This is a genomic window from Streptomyces sp. NPDC005963 (assembly GCF_040638655.1).
In the GTDB taxonomy this organism is placed as follows: domain Bacteria; phylum Actinomycetota; class Actinomycetes; order Streptomycetales; family Streptomycetaceae; genus Streptomyces.
On the sequence record NZ_JBEXVD010000012.1, the window covers coordinates 140,063 to 156,933 of the forward strand.

At 68.4% G+C, this 16,871-nt stretch carries 13 protein-coding genes and 1 pseudogene; 2 read left to right on the top strand and 12 right to left on the bottom strand.

From position 1 onward, the window contains the following. Positions 1-160: 160 nt before the first annotated feature. The 7 genes from topA to ABZ348_RS18545 all read right to left on the bottom strand — a co-directional run bounded on the left by topA (position 161) and on the right by ABZ348_RS18545 (position 11,567). Positions 161-3,025: a type I DNA topoisomerase gene (gene topA, locus ABZ348_RS18515; protein WP_358934229.1), complete on the bottom strand. Its 2,865-nt coding sequence runs from the start codon at positions 3,023-3,025 to the stop codon at positions 161-163. Between the two features lie 906 nt (positions 3,026-3,931). Continuing rightward, positions 3,932-4,129, bottom strand: coding sequence for a hypothetical protein (locus ABZ348_RS18520; protein ID WP_358934231.1), 198 nt, complete (start codon positions 4,127-4,129; stop codon positions 3,932-3,934). 446 nt (positions 4,130-4,575) lie between these two features. After that, positions 4,576-6,120, bottom strand: coding sequence for a class I SAM-dependent methyltransferase (locus tag ABZ348_RS18525; protein ID WP_358934232.1), 1,545 nt, complete (start codon positions 6,118-6,120; stop codon positions 4,576-4,578). An 82-nt stretch (positions 6,121-6,202) separates the two neighbouring features. Continuing rightward, on the bottom strand, positions 6,203-6,772 hold the full coding sequence (locus tag ABZ348_RS18530; RefSeq protein WP_358934234.1) for a small secreted protein: 570 nt from the start codon (positions 6,770-6,772) through the stop codon (positions 6,203-6,205). 216 nt (positions 6,773-6,988) lie between these two features. Beyond that, positions 6,989-9,397, bottom strand: coding sequence for a sodium-translocating pyrophosphatase (locus ABZ348_RS18535; protein ID WP_358934236.1), 2,409 nt, complete (start codon positions 9,395-9,397; stop codon positions 6,989-6,991). Between the two features lie 1,249 nt (positions 9,398-10,646). Further along, on the bottom strand, positions 10,647-11,087 hold the full coding sequence (locus ABZ348_RS18540; protein WP_358934238.1) for an ATP-binding protein: 441 nt from the start codon (positions 11,085-11,087) through the stop codon (positions 10,647-10,649). A gap of 126 nt (positions 11,088-11,213) precedes the next feature. After that, the gene (locus tag ABZ348_RS18545; protein WP_250921495.1) at positions 11,214-11,567 is read right to left on the bottom strand and encodes an STAS domain-containing protein; all 354 of its coding nucleotides are present in this window, start codon (positions 11,565-11,567) and stop codon (positions 11,214-11,216) included. A gap of 81 nt (positions 11,568-11,648) precedes the next feature. Between ABZ348_RS18545 and ABZ348_RS18550 the strand changes: the two genes are divergently transcribed. Beyond that, on the top strand, positions 11,649-14,117 hold the full coding sequence (locus tag ABZ348_RS18550) for a DEAD/DEAH box helicase (protein WP_358934240.1): 2,469 nt from the start codon (positions 11,649-11,651) through the stop codon (positions 14,115-14,117). A 146-nt stretch (positions 14,118-14,263) separates the two neighbouring features. Here ABZ348_RS18550 and ABZ348_RS18555 read toward each other — a convergent pair. From ABZ348_RS18555 to ABZ348_RS18570, 4 genes and pseudogenes are all read right to left on the bottom strand, one after another. Then, positions 14,264-14,620 (bottom strand): annotated as a pseudogene (locus ABZ348_RS18555) (Rv3654c family TadE-like protein); the annotation flags it as partial. Beyond that, entirely contained in the window at positions 14,617-14,976 is a 360-nt protein-coding gene (locus tag ABZ348_RS18560; RefSeq protein WP_358934242.1) for a TadE family type IV pilus minor pilin, read from the bottom strand. The pseudogene ABZ348_RS18555 and the gene ABZ348_RS18560, both read right to left, overlap by 4 nt. Before the next feature lie 31 nt (positions 14,977-15,007). Beyond that, positions 15,008-15,232 (bottom strand): DUF4244 domain-containing protein, encoded by a 225-nt coding sequence (locus ABZ348_RS18565; RefSeq protein WP_358934244.1) that lies wholly within the window; start codon positions 15,230-15,232, stop codon positions 15,008-15,010. 34 nt (positions 15,233-15,266) lie between these two features. Beyond that, entirely contained in the window at positions 15,267-15,707 is a 441-nt protein-coding gene (locus tag ABZ348_RS18570) for a type II secretion system F family protein (protein WP_358934324.1), read from the bottom strand. On the opposite strand from ABZ348_RS18570, the gene ABZ348_RS18575 reads away from it, so the two are divergent. Further along, positions 15,696-15,839 carry a hypothetical protein gene (locus ABZ348_RS18575; protein ID WP_358934328.1) on the top strand — a complete coding sequence of 48 codons (144 nt, stop codon included), beginning with the start codon at positions 15,696-15,698 and terminating at the stop codon, positions 15,837-15,839. The genes ABZ348_RS18570 and ABZ348_RS18575 overlap by 12 nt on opposite strands. Positions 15,840-16,036: 197 nt before the next feature. Here the strand turns inward: ABZ348_RS18575 and ABZ348_RS18580 are convergent, their stop codons facing one another. Then, positions 16,037-16,870, bottom strand: a complete 834-nt coding sequence (locus ABZ348_RS18580) for a type II secretion system F family protein (protein ID WP_358934246.1) — start codon at positions 16,868-16,870, stop codon at positions 16,037-16,039. Position 16,871 lies beyond the last annotated feature (1 nt).

A 16,871-nucleotide genomic window follows, 5' to 3' on the forward strand; every position in this document is an offset into this window, starting at 1 on the left:
CTCTCAACATTCTTTCGACGCAACCGCCACATTCTTCACACAGCACAGCATCCAGCGGTCATCCACAGAAACAGGATGCAGGGGAAAAAAGCCGCATGGGTTCTTCCCGACCCGAGCTTGCTTACTCCGGTCGGGAAGAACCCATGCGGTGATCGAATCCCTATGCGTCGCCGCTGGCCTTGGCCGACGCCGTGGTCTTCGCCGCGGCCGTCTTCTTGGTCACGGTCTTCTTCGCGGCCGTCTTCTTCGCGGTGGTCTTGGCCGCCGTCTTCTTGGCTGCGGTCTTCGTGGCCGTGGCCTTCTTCGCAGGGGCCTTCTTGGCGGGTGCCTTCTTCGCCGTCTTCTTGGCGGGCCCCTTGGCACGCTTCTCGGCGAGCAGCTCGTAGCCGCGCTCCGGGGTGATGTCCTCCACGCTGTCACCGCTGCGCAGCGTGGCATTGGTCTCGCCGTCGGTGACGTACGGACCGAAGCGGCCGTCCTTGACCACCACGGGACGCTCGCTCACCGGGTCGTTGCCCAGTTCCTTCAGCGGCGGCTTGGCGGCTGCCCGCCCGCGCTGCTTGGGCTGGGCGTAGATCGCCAGGGCCTCGTCCAGCGTGATCGTGAACAGCTGGTCCTCGCTCTCCAGGGAGCGCGAGTCGGTGCCCTTCTTGAGGTACGGGCCGTACCGGCCGTTCTGCGCGGTGATCTCGACGCCCTCGGCGTCCTTGCCGACGACACGCGGCAGGGACATCAGCTTCAGGGCGTCGGCCAGGGTGACCGTGTCCGGGGACATGCTCTTGAAGAGCGAGGCCGTCCGCGGCTTGACCGCGTTCTTGCCGGTCTTCGGGGTGCCTTCGGGAAGGATCTCGGTGACGTACGGGCCGTACCGCCCATCCTTGGCCACGATCTCGTGGCCCGACACCGGGTCGGTGCCCAGCGCGAAGTCCCCGCTGGGCTTGGCCAGCAGTTCCTCCGCGTACTCCACGGTCAGCTCGTCCGGAGCGAGGTCGTCCGGAACATCTGCGCGCTGGTGGCCTTCCTGGTCCTTCTCGCCCCGCTCGACATAGGGGCCGTACCGGCCGACGCGCAGGACGATGCCGTCCCCCACGGGGAAGCTGGAGATCTCCCGGGCGTCGATCGCACCGAGGTCGGTGACCAGGGCCTTCAGGCCGCCGAGGTGGTCGCCGTCCCCGTTGCCCGCGGCTGCGGCGTCACCCTGGGGGGCACCGGCCTCCTGTGCGCCCTGACCGAAGTAGAAACGCTTCAGCCACGGCACCGACTGCGCCTCGCCCCGCGCGATGCAGTCGAGGTCGTCCTCCATCTTGGCGGTGAAGTCGTAGTCGACGAGCCGGCCGAAGTGCTTCTCCAGCAGATTGACGACGGCGAAGCTCAGGAAGGAGGGCACGAGGGCCGTCCCCTTCTTGAAGACGTACCCGCGGTCCAGAATGGTGCCGATGATCGAGGCGTACGTGGAAGGGCGGCCGATCTCACGCTCTTCCAGCTCCTTGACCAGCGACGCCTCGGTGTAGCGGGCGGGCGGCTTGGTCGCGTGGCCGTCGACCGAGATCTCTTCGGCGGCGAGCGCGTCGCCCTCCGAGACCTGCGGCAGTCGGCGCTCGCGGTCGTCGAGTTCGGCGTTCGGATCGTCGGCACCTTCGACGTACGCCTTCATGAAGCCGTGGAAGGTGATCGTCTTGCCGGACGCGGTGAACTCGACGTCGCGGCCGTCCGCCGCGGCCCCACCGATCCGTACGGTGACCGAGTTGCCGACGGCGTCCTTCATCTGAGAAGCCACGGTCCGCTTCCAGATCAGCTCGTAGAGCCTGAACTGGTCGCCGGTCAGACCCGTCTCAGCAGGCGTGCGGAAACGATCGCCCGAAGGACGGATCGCCTCGTGGGCCTCCTGGGCGTTCTTGACCTTGCCCGCGTAGACACGGGGCTTGTCCGGCAGATAGCTCGCCCCGTAGAGCTGTGTGACCTGGGCACGCGCCGCCGACACCGCGGTGTCGGAGAGCGTGGTGGAGTCGGTACGCATATAGGTGATGAAGCCGTTCTCGTACAGCTTCTGCGCGACCTGCATCGTGGCCTTGGCCCCGAAGCCCAGCTTCCGGGACGCCTCCTGCTGCATCGTCGTCGTACGGAAGGGGGCGTACGGGGAGCGGCGGTAGGGCTTGGACTCGACCGAGCGCACGGAGAACGCGGCGTTCTCCAGCGCGGCGGCCAGCGCACGGGCATGAGCCTCGTCCAGGTGCAGGATCTGGGCCTGGCCCGACTTGAGCTGTCCGTCCGGACCGAAGTCCCGACCCTGGGCGACCCGCTTGCCGTCGACCGTGTTCAGTCGGGCGGTGAGGGTCGAGGGGTCGGAGGGATCGCCTGCGCGGCCGGTCGAGAACGTCCCGGTGAGGTCCCAGTACTCGGCGGAGCGGAATGCCCTGCGCTCACGCTCCCGCTCGACGACCAGTCGGGTGGCGACGGACTGCACCCGGCCGGCGGACAGCCGGGGCATGACCTTCTTCCACAGGACAGGCGATACCTCGTAGCCGTAGAGCCGGTCCAGGATGCGGCGGGTCTCCTGGGCGTCGACCATGCGCTTGTTCAGCTCACGCGGATTGGCGACAGCCTCGCGGATGGCGTCCTTGGTGATCTCGTGGAAAACCATCCGGTGGACCGGGACCTTGGGCTTGAGCACCTCAAGGAGGTGCCAGGCGATGGCCTCACCCTCACGGTCCTCATCGGTGGCCAGATAGAGCTCGTCGGAGTCGGCGAGCTGTTCCTTGAGCTTTCTGACCTGCGCCTTCTTGTCGGCATTGACGACATAGACGGGCTGGAAGTCATGCTCGACGTCGACACCGAGTCGGCGCACCTCACCGGTGTACTTCTCGGGCACCTCAGCCGCGCCGTTCGGGAGGTCGCGGATGTGCCCGACGCTCGCCTCGACGACATAGCCGGGGCCGAGGTAGCCCTTGATCGTCTTCGCCTTGGCTGGCGACTCGACGATCACGAGGCGTCGGCCGCCCTGTGCGGTCTCGCTGGTCGGGGACAACTTCGCTCTTCTCTCCGGTTGAATGCTTGGCTGGGCAGACACGGCAGTACGACGCTGATGACGCACGTCGTGACACTGCTGCGGCACTGCTGGGCACTGCTCGACACTGTGGTGGTGCTAGCTGCCGCTGCGGAGTGTGACGGTACAACCCGCCCCCGTGTCAAACGGTAAAAGCCCGCAACGGCCACTCGAACGGTAACCCGAGTCTGGGCATTCCTGCCGCCCGGACCGACACGCCGGTGTCCTGGCGCCCCGATGGAGGGCGATCGAGCGCCGACCGCACAAGGCGGGAGGTCGGGCATGTGCACCTGGGCACCGAAGAAAGGCCGACGGGGCCGCTCGGGCAGTCACCACCGTGGCCGTACCTCTTGGATCACAGCTCTCGATCGGAACCGGGAGTCCTGGGTTCGAGGCCGGTCGGACGACGTTCAAACAGTCGCAAAAGTCGTCTCAAGAGTATTCATCGCCGTGCCACCGGCGTCACTCCGATCGGTGCCGGGCGCCTCATCCGGCCCGTCGAGCGGACTCACCGGGACCGCTGAGCCGCCAGCACCCACCGTCGACGGTTCCTGGTGGCGCACGGCGCCGATGCGACGGGACAAGGACCCGGAGGAACACGGACGAGGACCACAAGGAACAAGGGACCGCCCAAGCCGAAGGGACCGCCCAGGCCGAAGGGACTGCACAAGACAAGGGGACGGGGCCCATCCGAAGCAGGCAGACGGGCCCTCCCCGGGTCCGGACGGCACAGCACATCCGCCCTGCCCACCGGTCAGTGGACGATCGTCTCGTTCACCGGAACGGACATCTGCGGATGCGAACCGCCGGTTCACACCCGGACCCGCACGCGGCCGGCGGAAACGCGGCGGCGGCAGAAACCGTCCACGCGGGGCTGCGGACCTGGGCTCAGGCGCGGCCGAAGCACCACACGCCCAGGGCGAGTGACGCCATGCCGAACGTGACCGTGAGGGCGACGGCGACCCCGGGATGCACCCCGTGGGCGACCGGTGCGCGATGGGCGGCCCGGACCGCCGTCCACAGCAGCAATCCGGCCCCGAACAGCGAGAACGCTCCTCCGGCGAAGATCGCTGGTCCACTTTCCATGCCGTGCCCCGTCCTGCGCCCGTACCGCTACCGAGGTGGTGCGGGGTGGTTGCACCCCACGTCTGAGGCTGGCAGTTCACGGCGTCCTGGACGCGAATTCGGGGTGAACACCACCGGGGTTCACCCGGGCGAGGAGCGCACTCCTCTTTTTGGGTTCGTCTTTGGCCTTTCCTAGGCTGTTCTTGGTACTGCCACGTGCTTTCTGTGCCCTGGGTTCGTCCACCACGGACCGATGCCGGCAACACAGCGTGACCAACCGCTCGATGTCCCATGACTGCGGATCGCCGGATCGACGTTCCCCGGCAACGGCGGCGCCCCCTGGCCCCTGGTACTGCCAGCACGAGGAGCCAGGGGAACACGGTCACAGCAGACAATCCTTCAGGCGAACAATGGCCTGTTTCGTTCCACGAGACCGACTGAACTGCTGTTGGTGGGAGCGGGAGACGTCACAAGACGGTCGGACGGGTCGACAGGACGGGCTCCAGGAAGCCCTCCTCGACCAGCAGTCGCAGGGCCTGCGGCGTACGGTCGCGCAGCAGCACCGGATCCTCATCGATCAACTGCGCGATCGCGTCCAGGATCCGGCCGGCGCTCAACGTACCGTCGCAGGCACCCGCGAACCCCGCACCGACCGTGTCGACCTTGGTCGCCCGTCGCATACCGCGGTGCTGCCGGAGCACCACGTGCTCTGGGTCTTCTGCGCCCGGCTGGCCGACCTGTTCCTGGACCACGTCGGTGGCCAGGTCGAAACGGTCCGCGAGAAGTGCCGCGTCGTCACGGCTGCGCAGATAGTCCTGCCGGACGAAGTGGGCCCGCACGGTCTCACCGAGCGGCTGCTCCACCGGGTGCGGCCACTCCTCCACCACCACGGACGGCCGCTCGGCGTCCGACTTGCGCAGGGTGATCCAGCCGAAGCCGACCGCCCTGGTGCCCCTCGCCTCGAACTCGTCCAGCCAACGCTCGTACCGTTCGGCGTAGTGCGCGGCGTCCCCGCGGTGGTCGCCGCTGTCGCGCAGCCACAATTCGGCGTACTGCGTGACGTCCTGCACCTCCCGTTGGACGATCCACGCGTCACAGCCGTCGGGTACCCAGGAGCGCAGCCGCTCCTGCCACTCCTCGCCGTCGACGTGCTCCCAGTTGGCGAGGAACTGCGCGTACCCACCGGGATTCAGTCGCTCCCCGGCCTGCTGGACGAGGGAACGACACAACTCGTCCCCGGCCATGCCGCCGTCCCGGTACGTCAGCCGGGCGTCCGCACCCGTGGCGCCGGGGGAGATCACGAAGGGCGGGTTGGACACGATCAGGTCGAAGGTCTCCCGACCGACCGGATCGAACAGCGAGCCCTGTCGCAACTCGGCCGTGGGAGCGGCGGAGAGCGCGAGGGTCAGTCGGGTGAAGTCAAGCGCCCGCGGATTCAGATCCGTGGCCGTCACCCGGGCGGAGTGCTGAGCGGCGTGGAGCGCCTGGATGCCAGAGCCGGTTCCGATGTCGAGCGCGGCGGACACCGTCGCCCGCACGGTGATCCCGGCGAGCGTCGTGGACGCGCCCCCGACACCCAGGACGACCGCCTCGCTCTGCCCGCTGGCACCACCGGCACCACCGACCACGCAGCCCAGGTCGGAGACGACGAACCAGTCCTGGCCCTCGGGACCGCCGTACGGGCGCACGTCGACCGTGGCGTAGACCTGGCCGTCCGAACGCATCAGCCAGCCGTCCGCCAAGCACTCCTCCAGCGGCAGGACAGCGCCGGCCTGCGTCTCTTCCACGGGCTGTTGGAGCAGGAACAGCCGCACGAGCGAGGCCAGGGCCCCGCCGCCGCGGGTGGCTCGGAGGGCAGGCACGGTCTCGCTGCGGGCGAGCGCGGCATACGCGGATCCGCCGAGGAGGTCGAGCAGTCCGTCGACGGTGAAGTCGCCGAGGAGCAACGCCTCACGCAGCTTGAGCGCATGGACGGGGGACGGCAGGTCGGGCGAGGCATCGGTCGTACTCACCCGCCCATTGTCACCGCCGCCACCGACAACCGCTGCGCCGCCCGCCGCGAGCCCGGGGAGGTCTTCGCGGGTCCGCCTCGGCTCAGGTGGCGGAACTGGCCGCGGGACTCGGCTTCACCGGCTTGCAGCCCGGCTGCTTCGCCATGGCCGTACCGGTCTCCCCGGACCTCAGCTTCTGGCGGGCGCTCTGGTTGACCTCGATCTTCGCCAGCCCCTCCGCGATCGGCTTGAGGCCGTCGGCGAAGTTCTGCTGGTTCTGGATGTCGAGGGCGTCCACCTGCTTCTTCAGGTTCAGATACGCCGTGGACTCGGCATCGAACTCGGCCGCGGCGTTCTTGACCAGCTCCGCTCCGCCGTCAACGGGCGGGGTTCCCGCGGCCCTCAGCGCCGAGGCGTGGCCCTTGTCCGCGTCCGAGAGGTCCTGGAACGCCTTGGAGTCCGCGGACTGGATATCAGCCGGTTTGCCGTCCGATGCGGTCGAGCGGATGAGCTGCTCGGCATCGGCCCGCTTCTTGATCTGGGGCTGTGCTGCGTCGCAGTACTTCTTGGCCCAGTCGTCGACCGTGAATTTGTCCTCGTCGCTGCTGCAACCCGACAGCGCCAACACCAGCACCGCACTGCTGGACAGTGCGACCGCAAGCTTCTTGTTCACCGGATCGATCCCTTCCAAGGCTCCTCGGCCCCGGAACATACACGCCATGTGGGCGACCACAGCGCCCCCTGCATCCGGTTCATACCTCATTGCGCCATTTGCTTCAGGAGAGAGAAGGCTCACGGCAACCCGCTGAACGCCCGGAGGGACGGGCGGACGCCATGTCATCACATGGCGTCCGCCCGCTCTTTGATCAGATGACGGTCGCTCGGATTGCTACGAGACCACCGCGGGATCGGGCGTCGGGGCACCCCTCTCGGCCGTCTGGGGTTCGTCGTCCCCGACGGTGATGCCGCGGCGTTTGGAGACGTAGACCGCGCCCACGATGATCAAGATGGCGAGGACGGCGACCACGGCCCTGACGCCGGCGCTGGCATCGTCCCCGTAACTGAACTGGACCACTGCCGGAGCAATCAGCAGCGCGACCAGGTTCATGACCTTGAGCAGGGGGTTGATCGCCGGACCCGCCGTGTCCTTGAAGGGGTCACCGACCGTGTCACCGATGACGGTCGCGGAGTGCGCCTCACTGCCCTTGCCGCCGTGATGACCGTCCTCGACGAGCTTCTTCGCGTTGTCCCACGCACCTCCGGAGTTGGCGAGGAAGACGGCCATCAGGGTGCCGGTGCCAATCGCCCCCGCGAGGAAGGCGCCGAGGGCTCCGACTCCCAGGGAGAACCCGACGGCGATGGGCGTGAGCACGGCGAGCAGCCCGGGAGTCGCCAGTTCCCGCAGGGCGTCCTTGGTGCAGATGTCGACGACCCGCCCGTACTCCGGCTTCTCCGTGTAGTCCATGATCCCCGGGTGCTCACGGAACTGCCGGCGCACCTCGTACACCACGGCCCCCGCCGATCGGGACACCGCGTTGATCGCGAGACCCGAGAAGAGGAAGACGACCGCGGCGCCGAGAACCAGGCCCACCAGGTTGTTGGGCTGAGAGATGTCCATGACGAGATTCATCGGGGCGCCTTCGCCGACCTTCTCCCCGACGTCCCGGGCCGCGGTCGCGATGGCGTCGCGGTACGACCCGAAGAGCGCCGCAGCCGCCAGTACGGCGGTGGCGATGGCGATGCCCTTGGTGATGGCCTTGGTGGTGTTGCCGACGGCGTCCAGGTCGGTGAGGACCTGGGCGCCGGCGCCCTGCACGTCGCCGGACATCTCGGCGATGCCCTGGGCGTTGTCGGACACGGGTCCGAAGGTGTCCATGGCCACGATGACGCCGACGGTGGTGAGCAGTCCCGTACCGGCGAGAGCGACCGCGAAGAGCGCCAGCACGATGGACGAACCGCCCAACAGGAAGGCGCCGTACACACCCAGTCCGATCAGGAGCGCGGTGTAGACGGCCGACTCCAGACCGATGGAGATTCCGGCCAGGATCACCGTCGCCGGACCGGTCAGCGACGACTTGCCGATGTCCTTGACGGGCCGTCGGTTGGTCTCGGTGAAGTACCCCGTCAACTGTTGGATCAGGGCGGCGAGCACGATGCCGATCGCGACGGCGATCAGGGCGAAGACCCGGGGATCGCCGTCGTGCGACGAGACCGCGGCTTCGGTGACTCCTTCCAACTCGGCGAACGTGGACGGGAGGTAAACGAATGCCGCCACCGCCACCAGGGCGAGCGAGATCAGCGCGGAGATGAAGAACCCCCGGTTGATGGCGGTCATACCGCTGCGGTCGGAGCGCCGAGGAGCCACCGCGAAGATGCCGATCATCGCGGTGACCACCCCGATCGCGGGGACGATCAGGGGGAAGGCGAGTCCGGCGTCGCCGAAGGCCGCCGTGCCGAGGATGAGTGCCGCCACCAGGGTGACCGCGTAGGACTCGAAGAGGTCGGCGGCCATTCCTGCGCAGTCGCCGACGTTGTCGCCCACGTTGTCGGCGATGGTGGCCGCGTTGCGGGGGTCGTCCTCGGGGATGCCCTGTTCGACCTTGCCGACGAGGTCGGCGCCGACGTCGGCGGCCTTGGTGAAGATGCCACCACCGACACGCATGAACATGGCGATCAGCGCGGCGCCGAGACCGAAGCCCTCCAGAACCTTGGGGGCGTCGGCGGCATAGACGAGAACGACACAGGAGGCCCCGAGCAGACCGAGACCCACGGTGAACATTCCCACCACGCCTCCCGTACGGAAAGCGATCTTCATTGCTTTGTGTGCGACTGCGGTCAGATCCTTTTCCGGTTCACCCGGCGCTGGCGTGGCCTCACGCGCCGCTGCGGCGACGCGCACATTCGCCCGTACGGCCAGACGCATACCGATGTACCCGGTGGCCGCCGAGAAAAGCGCACCCACCAGGAAGAACACCGAGCGCCCTGCACGCTGGGACCAGTTGTCCGCGGGAAGCAGGAGGAGGAGAAAGAACACGACGACTGCGAACACGCCGAGTGTGCGCAACTGACGGGCCAGATAGGCATTTGCGCCTTCCTGGACCGCAGCCGCGATCTTCTTCATGGAATCGGTGCCCTCGCCGGCCGCCAGTACCTGGCGCACCAGAAGCTGGGCAACGACGAGCGCTGCCAGTGCCACGACGGCGATGACAATGATGATCAGGCGATTGTCATCCGTGAGTACCGCGGCTGCGAGTGAGGTGGGGTGGTCGGCCAGTTCTGAGGTGTAGAGCCCCGCCATTCGTCCTCCTTGACGTCGTCCAGAGCTCAAGATGTGGACGGATTGTAGGGAGCGGAACCCGATCAAAACAGGGCGCGACAAATGCAATTGACCTTCACTTGCCGCTCATCAAATGATCCAATCCCAAAAAACACTCCGAATGGAGTAATGGGACGAAGGCATTGGCTTCCGGAGAACGATCTAGAGAAATAGAAAGAGTTGCAGCTCAGCAGTGCCGGAAGGGCTTCGAACTCATATTTCTCGCACTCTGCGGTGATGTCTCACGGGTATCACTTGGCCCCAAACGGGCGGTGGCCGAACAACTACTGAGGATGGGCGCCAATACGTCCGTCACGGCGTGTTGCCCGATCGACGGCGGCCTGCGTCGTCCTCACAGGAAGCCTTTGCCCCGGGGCCGCGACGAGAAGGGAACGCTCACCACGCCGGAGCGGCCTTCTTCCGGAGTCGTCCGGGCTGCCGTGAAGCGGGACGCCCAGCAGACCGAGCCGACCGCCATCCGGGCCGCGCCGACGGCTCTCTCACGTGCCTTCCCTACGGAGCCCGGAGGGGCCGGAGGATGGAACGGTCGGAGGATGGAACGGTCGGAGGATGGAACGGTCGGAGGATGGAACGGTCGGAGGAGCGAAGGGCGACGGGGTCGAAACGGCGTGGGCACCCCATGGACCTACGATTCTTGGGCACCCCATGGGCTCACGGCTCTTGGGCACGCCGTGGACCTACGGCTGAGGGCTCCGCCGCCGCCACTCTCGCCCGAGTCGCTTTATCGACTGCCGCGCCGGCGTGGAGCGCCATAACCCCACCCGTCCCGCGGGCCTGAGAGGGCCACTGGGGGCGCGACTTCGACGGTAACGGGGAGTTTTGCGGCGCTGGCGCCCCAAGGGCCCCAGTGCCCCACCCAGGGCCCGGTTCGGGGCTCGCGGCCGGGCAGCTCGCCCTGGCGGGAGTGCCCTGACGATGAAGGCAGAGGCGCGGGGCGAGGCCATCTCACCGCGCAACGAAGCCGCACGGCCACCGAGGGGCACCGCCACTAAGGGTCCGTACGGCCGTGGCCGTACGGACCTCACGGAGGTGACGACCCCACGGAGGCGGCGAACGACGCCTGGGCGGCAGCCCCTGCTACGGCAGGGGCCCGCGGCAAGCGAGGCGAGAGGATGCGGACAGCACGCACAGCCCGGCGTGGACAGACCGGCATCAGGCCAGCCAGCACAGGAACGTTAAAGATCAGTACAGAACGTGCAAAATGCACGATTCAGGCCAAGAGGCTGGCGGGGGTGGTCGGCCAGCTCATCCGGATGACGCCACCGACACCGCTGGAACTGACGTCCATGTCGTCGACGAGACCGCGAATGACCGCGAGGCCCATCTCGTCCTCGCCATCGGCGTCCTCCTCGACACCGCGGGCTCCACCGGATGCATCCTGCGAGCCGCTGATCCCGGGCAGGGGAACCTCGTCTCCGACCTCGATGGAGAAAGCCTTCTCCTCATCGGTCAACACCACCCGGATGGGCGCATCCACACCATGGCTTCGATGCAGACCAACGGCCCGGCTACACGCCTCACCGACCGCGAGGCGCACCTCATCCAGTACGGCCTCGTCGACACCTGCCCGGCGCGCCACGGCAGCGGCCACCAAACGGGCGGTCCTCACATGCTCAGGCTGGGCGCTGAAGCGCAGTTCGACGGTCGCCATGCGATCCCCCTCGGACGTACGGGCGTGCTTCTCAGGGGCCCGGGCTGGATGCCCGGTGCCCCTTGCTCTCTCGGTGCTTCCCGGTGGTTCCGATCGGCCTTCGCCGCTCGGAACCACCGTCCGACATCAGTCGGTGGCAGCGACGGCCTCGTCGACCGTGGTGTGAATGGGAAACACCTTGGTCAGGCCCGTAATCCGAAAGATCTTGAGAATGCGCTCCTGGTTGCAGACCAGGCGCAGCGAGCCTTCATGCGCGCGAACGCGCTTCAGGCCGCCCACCAGCACACCGAGCCCAGTCGAGTCGAGGAAGTCCACGCCCTCCATGTCGACAACCAGGTGGTAGCTGCCGTCGTTCACCAACTCGACCAACTGCTCGCGCAGCTTGGGCGCGGTATACACATCAATCTCGCCACCGACCTCGACGACCGTACGGTCGCCTGCAGGCCCAGACACATTGCGAGTCGACAGGGACAGGTCCACGGATCCTCCAGCACCTTGCTATCGAGCGGCCGCCCCCAATTAGGTCTCCCCGGCGGAGCCGGAGGACGGTCGCCAGCCGCGATGGCATTCAATCACTTACCAGCAGCCATGCACGACGCCTTGGGACCATTGTCCGTCACGCCAGTGACACACTCGGTGCCGATGGCCAAGAATCTCCGTCCCAATCGACCACCCGAGAGCGGGGAAACCCGCCCCTCCCCCGGCGTAGTCCTCGACCGGCTCGCCGTAGGGGCGGGCCGGGCTGCGCGCATCACTCATACGGAGCACTTGCCCCCGCGGCCGGGACGCCATGCTTCCTGGCCCGACCGCATTCGATCAGAAGTGATCAACGCCATTCAGCAGGCGGGCATCGACCGCCCCTGGGAACATCAGGCAGTCGCGGCCGAGCACGCTCTGGACGGAGAATCGGTCGTCATCTCCACCGGAACCGCCTCCGGCAAGTCGCTGGCCTACCTGGCGCCCGCGCTGACGGCCCTCCTCGACGGCTCCGAAGCCCCGAACGGTCGCGGGGCCACCACGCTCTACCTGGCACCGACCAAGGCGCTGGCGGCCGATCAGTGCCGCGCCGTGAAGGAGCTCACGGCACCGCTCGGCCACCGGATCCGCCCCGCGGTCTACGACGGTGACACTCCCTTCGAGGAACGCGAATGGGTCCGTCAGTACGCCACCTACGTCCTCACCAACCCGGACATGCTCCATCGCGGCATCCTGCCCTCACATCCCCGCTGGTCCTCCTTCCTGAAGGCGCTGCGCTACGTCGTGATCGACGAGTGCCACACCTACCGGGGCGTCTTCGGCTCCCACGTCGCCCAGGTACTGCGCCGGCTGCGCCGGATATGCGGGCGCTACGGCGCCGAACCCGTCTTCCTCCTCGCCTCGGCAACGGCGGCCGAGCCCGCCGTCGCCGCGACCCGGCTCACGGGGCTGCCCGTCCAGGAGGTCTCCGAAGACACCTCACCGCGAGGTGAACTGGTCTTCGCCCTCTGGGAACCCCCGCTGACCGAGCTCCAGGGCGAGAAGGGCGCTCCCGTACGCCGTACGGCCACCGCCGAGACCGCGGACCTCCTCACCGACCTGACCGTGCAGGGAATCCGCACGGTCGCCTTCGTCCGGTCCCGCCGCGGCGCCGAACTGATCTCCTTGATCACCAAGGAGCGCTTGGCGGAGGTCGACCGCTCGCTGCCCCAGCGGGTCGCGGCGTACCGCGGCGGCTACCTGCCCGAGGAGCGCAGGGCGCTGGAGCGGGCACTGCACTCCGGCGAACTCCTGGGGCTGGCCGCCACGACCGCGTTGGAACTCGGTGTGGACGTCTCGGGGCTCGATGCCGTCATCATCTCCGGATACCCGGGGACCCGTGCCTCCCTGTGGCAGCAGGCGGGCCGTGCCGGGCGCTCGGGCGAGGGCGCCCTGGCGGTGCTCGTGGCCCGGGACGACCCCCTGGACACCTATCTGGTGCACCACCCCGAAGCCTTGTTCCAGCGGCCGGTGGAGTCGACGGTCCTCGATCCCGACAATCCCTACGTACTCACCCCCCATCTGTGTGCTGCGGCAGCCGAACTTCCGCTCACCGAAGACGACCTACGCCTGTTCGGACCGGCAGCCGCGGACCTGATGCCCCAACTCGAAGCAGCTCGGCTTTTGCGCCGCCGTCCCACCGGCTGGCACTGGACCCGCAGGGAACGCGCTGCGGACCTCACCGACATCCGGGGCGAGGGCGGCCGTCCGGTGCAGATCGTGGAAGCTGCGACCGGCCGGCTGCTCGGCACCGTCGACGAATCGGCCGCCCACACCACCGTCCACGAGGGGGCCGTCCACCTCCACCAGGGACGCAGCTATCTGGTGAGAGAACTCGACCTGGCCGATCCGCACGGCGCCGTCGCCCTGGTCGAGGAAGCCAACCCGCCGTACTCGACCACCGCCCGAGACACGACGGCCATCACCGTCCTGACCACGGACACCGAGATTCCTTGGGGCGACGGCCGTCTGTGCTTCGGTTCCGTCGAGGTGACCAACCAGGTCGTCTCCTTCCTCCGCCGAAAACTGATCACCGGTGAGGTGCTCGGTGAGACCAAGCTCGACCTGCCGGCGCGCACGCTGCGCACCCGGGCCGTGTGGTGGACGGTGACGGAGGACCAGTTGGACGCCGCCCGGGTGAATCCCGAGCAGTTGGGCGGCGCACTTCACGCAGCCGAACACGCCTCCATCGGGATGCTCCCGCTCTTCGCCACCTGTGATCGCTGGGATATCGGCGGGGTTTCCGTCCCCCTGCACCCGGACACCCTGCTGCCGACGGTCTTTGTGTACGACGGGCATCCGGGAGGTGCCGGCTTCGCCGAACGGGCCTTCCACACGGCACGTGGGTGGCTCGCCGCAACCCGGGAGGCCATCGCCGCCTGCGAATGCGAGGCGGGTTGCCCGTCCTGTATCCAGTCGCCCAAGTGTGGCAACGGCAACGAACCCCTCCACAAGCGGGCCGCCGTACGGCTGTTGACGGAACTCCTCAAAGGCGCCCCGCTCGCCTCCGAGTAGGACTCGCCGGGGGCGACGGTCGGGGCCTGCCCGCAATGCGCAATGCCTGCTCGCGAGCGGGCACCGATCGGCCGCCCTGTTCCCTCGATTCGACGGGGGACGGACAACCCAGCCGTAAGCTCAACCGCCGCCGGAGGCCCGGCTCTGGCCCTCACTTCGGGCGCGTAGGGACCGAATCGGACCCGCACCGTCACCTCGGCGATCTCGCCCCGCACCGCACACCGCACCACCTCGGCGCCCTGTGCCCGGGCCACCTCCACCCCCTTGGCACAGGCGGGTGCCGGGCCCAGCAGTGCCTGGCTCGCAGCGGCGAGGGACGCCAGATCTGCCGCCGCGGCCGCCCGGTGACGGGTGATCACCGCCTGGCCCAAGGCCAGCACCGCGGCGAACAGAAGACAGAGCACGGTCGCTGCCATGGCGGTCCACACCGTGGCCGAACCCTGGTCTCCCGGCTGCGGAGTCCGCCCTGCCGGTTCGGCGAGGCGAACTCGTCCCGCCGTCATGGCAACACCTCGTTCGCCCCCGGAACCGGCTCGGCACCCACCAAGGCGTCCTCCGCATGAGCCGCCGCCTCGGCGCTGAGCGTGATCCCCAGAGCGCCCGGACCGGGCGCCGAGGATTCCACCCGAACCCGCCACAGGTCCCCCTTTCGCTCCACGGCGACCCTCGCTCCCTCCGGTGCGACGGACTTCGTTGCCGCAAGCACGGTGGGTGTCGGCTCGGAACGGGCTGCCGCACGGGCCCCCGCCCGCGCGGCGTCCACACATTGGATCTGCGCCGCTGCCGTCATCAGGGCCCACACCAGCGAGAGGGCGAAGATCACCAGTGCTGGCACCGCCACGGCTGCCTCTGCGGTCACGGAACCCCGGTCCCTCGTCTCAGCATCTCGCTCAGAACGGGGCATCGAGCGCCCTCCCGACCAGCGACCCCAGCGCATCCGAGATGGCTCCACTGGTGACGATCTTGTACAGGACGGCGGCGAAGGCGCAGGCCGCGATCGTGCCCATCGCATACTCCGAAGTGGTCATGCCTTCGTCACCCCGCCCCGCCCTCTGCCGAACCCTGAGGTTCGCCCAGCGAAGGGCCGAACACAGACGTCGTACTGCTCGCTTCATCTCAACCCCCGTATGTCTCTCGTGCAATTGCTGTTCAGTTGCTGTTGAGCAGCCCGCCCGCAAGACCGATGACGACCGGTGCAACGCCGACCGCCAGGAAGGCGGGTAGGAAGCAGAGCCCCACCGGGGCTGTGATCAACACCTGCGCGGTGCGGCCCCGGCCGACCGCAGCACGTGCCCGATCGGCTCTGAGTCGCTCCGCCAACCGCAACACCGCCTCCGCCGCGGGAGCTCCAGTGGAATCCGCCCGCTCCATGCAGCGGGCCAACGCTGCCGCACCCGACAGCCGAGCGAATCCGTCCCAGGCAGCAACCGGCTCGCCGCCCAGCCTCAACTCGGCTGCGACTCTCACCAACTGCTCACCTACCGGTCCTCCCAATGCATCTCCGACGGCCTCGGCTGCTTCGCGCGGGGCGGCCCCGGCCGAGACACATGCCGCAAGAAGGTCAGCGGCAAGGGGAAGTTGGCGTTCAATGTCGGCGTCGTCCCGCGCTGGCGCCGGATCGCGCCGCTTTTGCTGCCGCCGCCAGACCACAAAGGCGGCAAGCAGCCCCACCACGGCACCGAGCAGGTCTTCGACCAGGACGAACCCCACGACCGCAGCTAGGAGCGGTGGCATCCAACGCCGCAGTGCGGCGCCCTGACTTGGGCGGCATCGAGCCGATCGGACCCTTTCGCGACCCACCAGGTACTCGACTCGACGCCGCAACCTGTGCTCACGACGTCGGCAGACCAGCGAGCCACCTGCGACCAGAAGAGCCACCAGGCCGAGGCCGACTGCGACGAGAGCCTGTGCCGCACCGCTCACGGCCCGCCTCCCGTGTGCGCACCCTGCCCCTTCCGCACGATCCGCGCAGCCCAGTACACGCCGACGGCCTCCAAGGTCCCCCCGATCACCAAGCAGGCCAGTCCCGCCGGGGTGTGCAGCAGTACGCGCAGCGGATCCGCGCCCAATGCCCACCCCATGGCCAGCCCCACCAAGGGCAGGAGCGCCAGCAGCCCGATCGTCGATCGCGCCCCGGCCAAGTGGGCTCGCATGTCGGCACGCTGGTCCTGGTCAGCACGGAGCGCGGCTTCCAAGCGATCGAGACCGGCCGCAAGCCCTACGCCTCCGTCGACGGAGACCCGCCAACAGGCAGCCACTCCAGCCAGTCCGCCGGCTCCCGGCTCCCGGGCAGCCGCCCTCAATTCGCCCGGCACGTCTCCCCCGAACCGGGCGGCAGCTATCACCGATGCCTCTGCCGCACCGAGGCCACCCGTGGTCCGGGCTGCCGCGAGGAGCGCTGGGACCGGCTGGAGCCCTGCCCGCAACTCACTGACGAACGAACCGCAGAAGTTGGTCACTTCTTCGGCACGGTGATCACGTCGGCTCGCTCGTCGCCGTGCGGTGAACCAGCGCCTCACCAGTGGGACGGCCGCCGCGCCTGCCAGAAGCGGCAAGACCGACTGCCCCAGCACCGCCAGCAGCAAGCCCACCGGCAGACAGAGCCATTCCCGCCGCCGCAGCAGTTCTCCTCGCAGTCGAGGCCACAGCGCCCCAATCGGCCACCGGGGAGAGGGGCGAAACTCGCCACCACCGGACAACAGGAGCCGTGACCGCATCGCGCCCGACTCATGTCTCATGACCGACCACGCCATG